This window comes from Methylophaga sp. UBA5088 (genome assembly GCF_002414625.1).
GTDB classification, from domain to species: Bacteria; Pseudomonadota; Gammaproteobacteria; order Nitrosococcales; family Methylophagaceae; genus Methylophaga; species Methylophaga marina.
The window spans coordinates 1044-7686 of the sequence record NZ_DIAC01000067.1 but is presented as its reverse complement, the minus strand read 5'-3'; the positions used below and the strand labels follow the sequence as shown (position 1 = coordinate 7686).

Below are 6643 nucleotides of genomic sequence, written 5' to 3'. Positions count from 1 at the left end.
TCTTTAATATTTATTATGAAGCCGCAGGCTTCATAAAAGACACTGTTAGGCGTAAAATAAATCGAGCCTGGCACCAATATCACTCAAAACGCGCAAGGATAGCAGGGTTGTTGGGGCAATCAGTGCCTGGGATCGGCCTTTGGGAAGATGCGGCTGCCAGCGGCCAATTTCTTCTCCATCATCGCTCTTCGGTGGTCAGAAGGGCTTAAACCGAGTCTTGACGGCACTCCAGATCAGGGGGATATTTTCGCATAGGCGGTTGGACTTCCTATTCTTGAAGCGGCGATCCGGGCTGATCAAGGCCGTGGCCACTGCGGACATCAAAAAAACAACCCGTGTGAACTGAGAGGTCAATTCCGGATGTCGCAAGGAGGCAGTTTCTGATTTCGCTTGACACTTATTCGGCGTTGTGCATCCAATATCTTGGAGGCCTAATGCGCAACGAACAGCGGTAGTTGACTTCCAAGTAACTTGACTTAAGTTACTGTTTTTATGTGGTTGCGCCCCGCGCATTGGGGAGCTAATGAATAGATCAATACAATTGGAGAACTGCTATGAAGATCAAGAGCATACTTACTGGAATGGCGTCATATTCGCTTTTTTGTCATCAGCAGCACATGCGGCGGATGATTTCTGGGAGCACACGCGGTTAGGTTACACAATTTATTTTTCTGGAGGTTATGCAACCACTCCATTTAACCCGCCGTCTTCTGTCCCCAGAAGGGACGCTGAAATTACAGACGTTTCCTGGGATTGGAATACCATTCCTAACGGCCATACGTCTGAAGAAGTCGAATTGTGTTACCGAAAACAATACTCATCCTCTGATTTTCTTTGTATCGATATATCAGCTGCGCAAAATGACAATTCAGATGCATTTGACGGGTTTAACGCCCGTGGCACTTTCCATTTACGATTTACTTTAGTCGGAGGAGCGTATTCAACTATCCGTACAGCGGATACAGTAAGAGTGGATTACAGCTACTGATGTAATACAATATGACAGATTACCCCCTTTGTCATAAGGAGGAAATGCAGCATGAATATCATCACTGGATTTATTAACAGCTCAGCCCAAAGCGCATTGCAGTCGGATACCTCCGTTGCTAATTCCAAGGATATAACGAATTCAGAGAATACAAGCAGCTCCGGCTCTCGGATCAGCAATACTACTAATCCAGCCCTGCAGATTAGCGCCCGAGGTCATTCTATAAGCCTATTGGTGCAAGGCGCGAACGAGTTTTTACGCCAAGAACTTGGGCCCAGTTACCTTCCCATAGCAAGAGGCCAAGCGTTGCTTGACCAAGCCGTTAGCATGGTAACAGCCAATACCGAAATTGATATAGATGGCCAAGCGTTGAGAAATGCCTTGCAGCAAGAACACAACATTCGTGAAACGATACCAAGACCTAACCCTTCATCTGATAGTGGAAATGTCTTTGATTTTTTATCGGAAAGCGACAGAGAAGCGTTGGAAGCTGCGTATGATTATGCTGTAGAGAACAACCTCGATGCTGATGATGTTGAACTGGCAGCCGGGTTACTTGCCAGTGACCGACGACGCCAAGCCGCTATTGCTTCAGGTACAATCTATTTAGTGCATGAGCCAAGTGAGAATGCAGGCAAGTTTATTCCCCAATCATCAGCTAACTTACCCAATACAGACACTAGCAATCCGCGCCAGTCACTGATTGATCGAGTGACATCCGGCGACCTATTCAGTAAAAATCCGTTTCTCAACCAGGCGTTATTCATCGAAGCGGCGTTTCGCACCCTGCAATTAAAGAATTAAAGGGGTCTGGTTGAAATTATTTTTCCAGGCAAAGAATCAACACACGATCAATCGCCTAACGATGGCATTCAGCCGCGCGCGCGAATAGCGCGCCGGCTGATGCTGGCGTTAGGCCAGAAGCCCAACGTTCATATCTGACGATCAAAAGTCGTCACTTTACAAGAAGGGTTTGAGTTATAGCGACAACCATGTTTTTGAAGAAACGGTAAAATGTCAGGGCGGGAAAGAAAAAATGGATATTGAGTTTGGCCGCTCTTCATTCTATGACGAGGATAGTATTTATCTGAATGTCGATGGCAAATCTGTGATTATGGATCGTGCTACAGCCAAGAAATTTGTGGAAACCGTTCTGGGTGTTGGCCACTATTTCGGTTTTGTCGATTAATCATCGGCGCAAAACCGGTAATTGAGCCTAACAATCACAGTCACGGCGACGTCTACTACATTGCGGCTTCGCCTCCATTTCGCAGCCGCGCGTGCTGTTGGCGTTAATGGTCTATGGAAACGATAGAAATCAAGTCATGTGATGACGCCACAACCCTCTCCTTGAGGATCGTTGGTGGCAACGAGGAGGGCTCAAACTTTGTTGCCTCTGTTACTGGCGCTCCATTTATAGGTGAAGTCAATACAACAACCTATTTTGTCGGCCCGCCAAGTCTTCTGTTTCGGGATATGGCAGACAACTGGCGAGGCTGGAAAGGGGAGAAGATATGGGGAGCTTTGGACGGAGAGTTCATGCTCACGGCAACGGCTATGCATGTTCAAGGTGTCAGCAAACTTGATTTCTTTCTATAGATTTCTCACTCACACACTTCATCAATTTACTAAATGAAACTCATCACTGAGTTCTTAGTCAGTACCCCTCTAAACATTAATTTCCCACGGAGGAGGAGAACCTATGGAGTATGTTGGCCCCGTCAGCTCTGCTGTTATGGCCATTATCTGGCTTGTCTATTTACAGTTAATTCTTAGTCAATATCGCCGTAATAATCGGCCCTATCTTCTTTTTCACCATGCTCAAAATGAGAACCCCGATGCGCTGTGTATGTTGGTGAATATGGGGGAGCGGCCTGTTCATGTGGTGTGTGTACAAGCCGTGATAAAAATGACGTCCGGGGAGGAGCATAAGCTTGCTGTGACCGAGTTTGAGCGCATTAATGTTACGGAGCAAAATGTGCAGCAAACCTTGCGTCAAGGGCCGTTGCTAAATGGTAGTTATCTGATTTTAGGAACATTTCGAGACATTATTGAAAAGACTCAAAATGAAATAGGTTTAAACGCTTCACTGGAAGACGTTGAATGTCTCGAGTTAAGATCCGCAGTAATTCATGCGCCAAGTAAACACCCTGTTGGGGCGAAACGCGCATTTGTGTTGAAGCACAATACAGGCACTTGCGTTTATCCAAAAGACATCAATACTAGGCAGATGGTAAAACGAAAAGACAAACAAGAAGTCGCGCAGTGGATAGAGTCTGAGCTACATCCACGTGAGAATAATGAATAGTAATAGTGATAAGCGCGACTGTTTTGAGTTGGGTGCCAGCGTTGATTCAGTTTCTGTTTGCTGTGGTGGCGATGCACTTTATTGCCAAGTGCATGCAAGAAGCGATCTTTATTGAGAACCTAGCTTATGGTGGGGAAAAGTCAGGGCTACTCGCTCTCTGGTTTGGTCATTTTTCACTTTAGCTTGTTACGTTATTTTCGCGCTGAGTTTGATTTATCTACTTGATACATAGTTGTATTCCTAACCAGCTTTGCCTGTTCAGATTGATGTGAGTGGGGAAGTCTTAATGCTAGAAATCGCCAAAACCCACTTTTATATAGGCCTTCTAGTACCAATGTACAATTGATTGAGCTATAAAAGCGATTTACCCTGTAGCTGTAGTAAATTAATTTCTTAATAAAGCCAACCTTGGTGTGAGCCAAGCACGGAAAGCTTCAGGTCTTTATAAGTAGTGAATAAAGATGGCTGGGTTGCAGAATAACAAAGGCTTATGTAATGAAGTTATTTAGCAAAAACTTATTAATCGCACTCGGGTTGTTAATTATGGCGCCGTTGACTGCTAACGCAGCAACTGTCCATCTTGATGCAAAAACAAACACTTCTTCGAATGCTGTTGAACTCAACCTGAAAGCAGGTACTTATTCAATAAGCCCATTTAAAGATGACACATACACAGCGTGGAATGCTTGGGGTAAAGTGCAAGGTTGTAGTGCTGATGGCACTGGTTGTTCAAAAGGCTGGGTCAACAACTACTCATTCACTACACCGTCTGGCACTACTCATATCATCACTAGCGATACTGGTAGATATGAGACAGCAGATTTAGCGCTGCTGAACGCACTTGGTGCAACATTTACACTGTTATCTGATGCCACAGTTCAGTTCTTCATCAATGATAGTAACTACGGTGACAACATCGGTGGTATGTCATTAAATGTATCTGCAGTGCCTATTCCTGCTGCAGCATTCTTGTTTGCGCCTGCATTATTAGGTTTCATGGGCTTACGTCGTAGAGCTCAAAAAACAGTCGCTTAATACCCAGACTGTTAAACCGATTAAAGCCGTAATGATTAAGTTCATTACGGCTTTTTTATTGCCTGAAAGAAACTTATGGCAAGATGATATGGCAAATGAACCTTTTTTTTTGTGGCTGAGAGAAGAGTCTTTCGGCGTTTGAGTAAAGAGATTGTCATTTACCCATAGAGTTAATTATATGAACATCGATCAAGCTGATGCCGACTCAGGATATCTACAGGAAACATTGACCTTTGATCAAACCAGCGAATTGCCGGGTAAGGTATTACTTGAGTTTGGTGCGCCCTGGTGTGGTCATTGTCAGGCAGCACGTGCAGCGATCAACGAAGTGATCAATGAACATACGGAGCTGCGTCATATCAAAATCTATGATGGCAAGGGCAAGCGACTGGGCCGTGGGTTTAGGGTCAAACTCTGGCCGACATTGATACTGCTAGACAATGGTCAAGAAGTGGATCGTCTGGTGCGGCCATTACGTGCTGAAGAGGTTCGTGAATTGATGTCGAAACTCAACTAAGCGGAGCCAGTTTTGCCCTTGTCCCGACTGATTTTCTCTGAGAATAGTTATGCATATAAACCATGTGTAACGGTTTAAGGAGCCACTACCCAGACTATCTGAAGATAAATAGCCTGGGTATCTCGGCGTTATTCGGAAAGGGCCGTGACGATTTGTTGTGTGTTGTATTGCATTAGTTTTATATAGGTTGCAGCCGGGCCATTTTCTTCAGATAACGACTCGGGATAGAGTCTGCCGCCTGGTTTTGCCCCGGTGGCGTTAGCAATCTGCTTGATCAAACGGGTGTTATTAGAGTTTTCAAGAAAATAACGTGTTACGCCAAGCTGTTTAATCTGATCGATGAGTTTAGCGATGGTAGCAGCTGAGGCTTCGGTTTCTGTGGATACGCCCTGGGGAGACAAAAACCTGACGCCATAGGCTTTTGTGTAATAACTAAATGCGTCATGGCTGGTTAAAATGTCACGTTTGTCAGTGGGCAGGCTTGTCAGCTTTGCGTGGATATTGGCATCCAGTGCCGTCAGTTTTTCCCTGTACGCTTGAGCAGCCTGTTGTATTTCATTTGTCAGATCTGGTCTGACTTCAATCAAGGCCGCTTCAATATTATTAACCCAAACCTGAACATTATCGACATCATTCCATACGTGTGGATCCGTTCTGAACTGGCCATAGCCGGCTGTTACAGAATAGGTCTCAATACCTTTTGAAACAGCAATCGGAGCTGTGCTGGTGCCGGCGGCTTTCGCTAAACGTTGAAACCAGTTCTCTAAACCCATGCCACTTAAAAAGATGACGTCTGCGGATTTGATTAACTTTACATCACCTGGGGAGGGCTCGTAGCTGTGTGGGTCACCATTAGGTGGCACAATACTGGTCACTTTTACATGCTTGCCACCTACGTTTTTGACGACATCAGCCAAAATGCCAAAGCTGGTGACAGCATTGATAGTGTTAGCGGAAGCGGATTTGATGACAAAAGTTAGGCCGATAAGAATCAGATAGGTGAATAACGGTTTATACATAGTGAACCTTTTGTTTTGATACTAGAGTTTGTAGCGATAGAACCACTGCTTTAACACCCCTTGTGGGGCAACGCACAGAGTGACAAGATAGATAAAACTGCTGGTCAAAATAATAGTTGGTCCGGACGCCGAACCTAAGTGGTAAGAAATTAGCAGACCGATAAAGCCAGAAAAGGCACCACTCGATGCAGCAATGACCAGCATCATTGGCAGTGTTCTGGTCCACAGTTGAGCGATAGCAGCGGGTAACATCATGATTCCTACAGCCATAAGCGTGCCTAATGTCTGAAAGCCGGCGACCAAGTTCAACACAACCAGAAATAAAAATAAGAAATGATAAACAGGGCCATAACCACCTACGGCTTTTAAGAAGCCGGGATCAAAGCAATCAACCACCAGTGGTCGATAGATAATGGCTAACACAATAAGACTCAAGCTAGTTACGCCACCCACCAGATACACTGATTGGGCATCAATCGCCAGTATGGTGCCAAAGAGTACGTGTAAGAGATCAATATTTGACCCACGCATTGAGACGATTAATACACCCAGTGCCAGTGAGGTCAGATAAAACGTAGCAAAGCTGGCATCTTCTTTTAATATCGTGGTGCGACTGACAAAGCCTGATAGTAATGCCACGCTGATACCGGCAACCAAACCGCCAATGCCCATGGCAATCAGTGATAAGCCTCCAGCAACCAAAAAGCCTATCGCTGCGCCAGGTAATACGGCATGACTCATGGCATCCCCGATTAGGCTCATTCGACGTAGCAATA

11 protein-coding genes and 1 riboswitch are annotated in these 6643 nt (G+C 45.2%); of the genes, 9 read left to right on the top strand and 2 right to left on the bottom strand.

All coding sequences use genetic code 11. From position 1 onward, the window contains the following. The 9 genes from B4K20_RS08575 to B4K20_RS08535 all read left to right on the top strand — a co-directional run. On the top strand, positions 1-209 hold a 209-nt coding region (locus B4K20_RS08575; protein WP_289282578.1), incomplete at its 5' end, for a hypothetical protein. 314 nt (positions 210-523) lie between these two features. Next, complete coding sequence (locus B4K20_RS08570; protein WP_286305124.1) at positions 524-988, top strand: flagellar protein FlhE; 465 nt, start codon at positions 524-526, stop codon at positions 986-988. Between the two features lie 51 nt (positions 989-1039). After that, on the top strand, positions 1040-1792 hold the full coding sequence (locus B4K20_RS08565; RefSeq protein WP_289282577.1) for a hypothetical protein: 753 nt from the start codon (positions 1040-1042) through the stop codon (positions 1790-1792). A gap of 169 nt (positions 1793-1961) precedes the next feature. Beyond that, on the top strand, positions 1962-2177 hold the full coding sequence (locus B4K20_RS08560; protein WP_041354371.1) for a hypothetical protein: 216 nt from the start codon (positions 1962-1964) through the stop codon (positions 2175-2177). A gap of 113 nt (positions 2178-2290) precedes the next feature. Next, positions 2291-2587, top strand: coding sequence for a DUF6228 family protein (locus B4K20_RS08555; RefSeq protein ID WP_286305122.1), 297 nt, complete (start codon positions 2291-2293; stop codon positions 2585-2587). 103 nt (positions 2588-2690) lie between these two features. Further along, a complete protein-coding gene (locus B4K20_RS08550) occupies positions 2691-3296 on the top strand; it encodes a hypothetical protein (RefSeq protein WP_289282576.1) in 606 nt (201 codons plus the stop codon). 5 nt (positions 3297-3301) lie between these two features. Further along, positions 3302-3478 carry a hypothetical protein gene (locus B4K20_RS08545; protein WP_289282575.1) on the top strand — a complete coding sequence of 59 codons (177 nt, stop codon included), beginning with the start codon at positions 3302-3304 and terminating at the stop codon, positions 3476-3478. A 209-nt stretch (positions 3479-3687) separates the two neighbouring features. Continuing rightward, a riboswitch (cyclic di-GMP riboswitch) is annotated at positions 3688-3774 on the top strand. A 17-nt stretch (positions 3775-3791) separates the two neighbouring features. Beyond that, positions 3792-4331 (top strand): hypothetical protein, encoded by a 540-nt coding sequence (locus B4K20_RS08540; protein WP_286305119.1) that lies wholly within the window; start codon positions 3792-3794, stop codon positions 4329-4331. Positions 4332-4509: 178 nt separating this feature from the next. Next, positions 4510-4848, top strand: coding sequence for a thioredoxin family protein (locus B4K20_RS08535; RefSeq protein ID WP_289282574.1), 339 nt, complete (start codon positions 4510-4512; stop codon positions 4846-4848). A 128-nt stretch (positions 4849-4976) separates the two neighbouring features. On the opposite strand, the gene B4K20_RS08530 is transcribed toward B4K20_RS08535, so the two are convergent. Both B4K20_RS08530 and B4K20_RS08525 read right to left on the bottom strand, forming a co-directional pair. Next, positions 4977-5867 (bottom strand): metal ABC transporter solute-binding protein, Zn/Mn family, encoded by an 891-nt coding sequence (locus B4K20_RS08530; RefSeq protein ID WP_289282573.1) that lies wholly within the window; start codon positions 5865-5867, stop codon positions 4977-4979. Positions 5868-5888: 21 nt separating this feature from the next. Then, positions 5889-6643, bottom strand: a 755-nt coding sequence (locus tag B4K20_RS08525) for a metal ABC transporter permease (protein ID WP_289282572.1), incomplete at its 5' end; no start/stop codon positions are given.

What these genes read in the sequence shown, in the direction of transcription:
- B4K20_RS08540 (WP_286305119.1), top strand. Translation starts at nt 3,792, where the DNA reads ATGAAGTTATTTAGCAAAAACTTATTAATCGCACTCGGGTTGTTAATT.
- B4K20_RS08555 (WP_286305122.1), top strand. Translation starts at nt 2,291, where the DNA reads ATGGAAACGATAGAAATCAAGTCATGTGATGACGCCACAACCCTCTCC.
- B4K20_RS08535 (WP_289282574.1), top strand. Translation starts at nt 4,510, where the DNA reads ATGAACATCGATCAAGCTGATGCCGACTCAGGATATCTACAGGAAACA.
- B4K20_RS08570 (WP_286305124.1), top strand. Translation starts at nt 524, where the DNA reads ATGAATAGATCAATACAATTGGAGAACTGCTATGAAGATCAAGAGCAT.
- B4K20_RS08550 (WP_289282576.1), top strand. Translation starts at nt 2,691, where the DNA reads ATGGAGTATGTTGGCCCCGTCAGCTCTGCTGTTATGGCCATTATCTGG.
- B4K20_RS08530 (WP_289282573.1), bottom strand. Translation starts at nt 5,867, where the DNA reads ATGTATAAACCGTTATTCACCTATCTGATTCTTATCGGCCTAACTTTT.
- B4K20_RS08565 (WP_289282577.1), top strand. Translation starts at nt 1,040, where the DNA reads ATGAATATCATCACTGGATTTATTAACAGCTCAGCCCAAAGCGCATTG.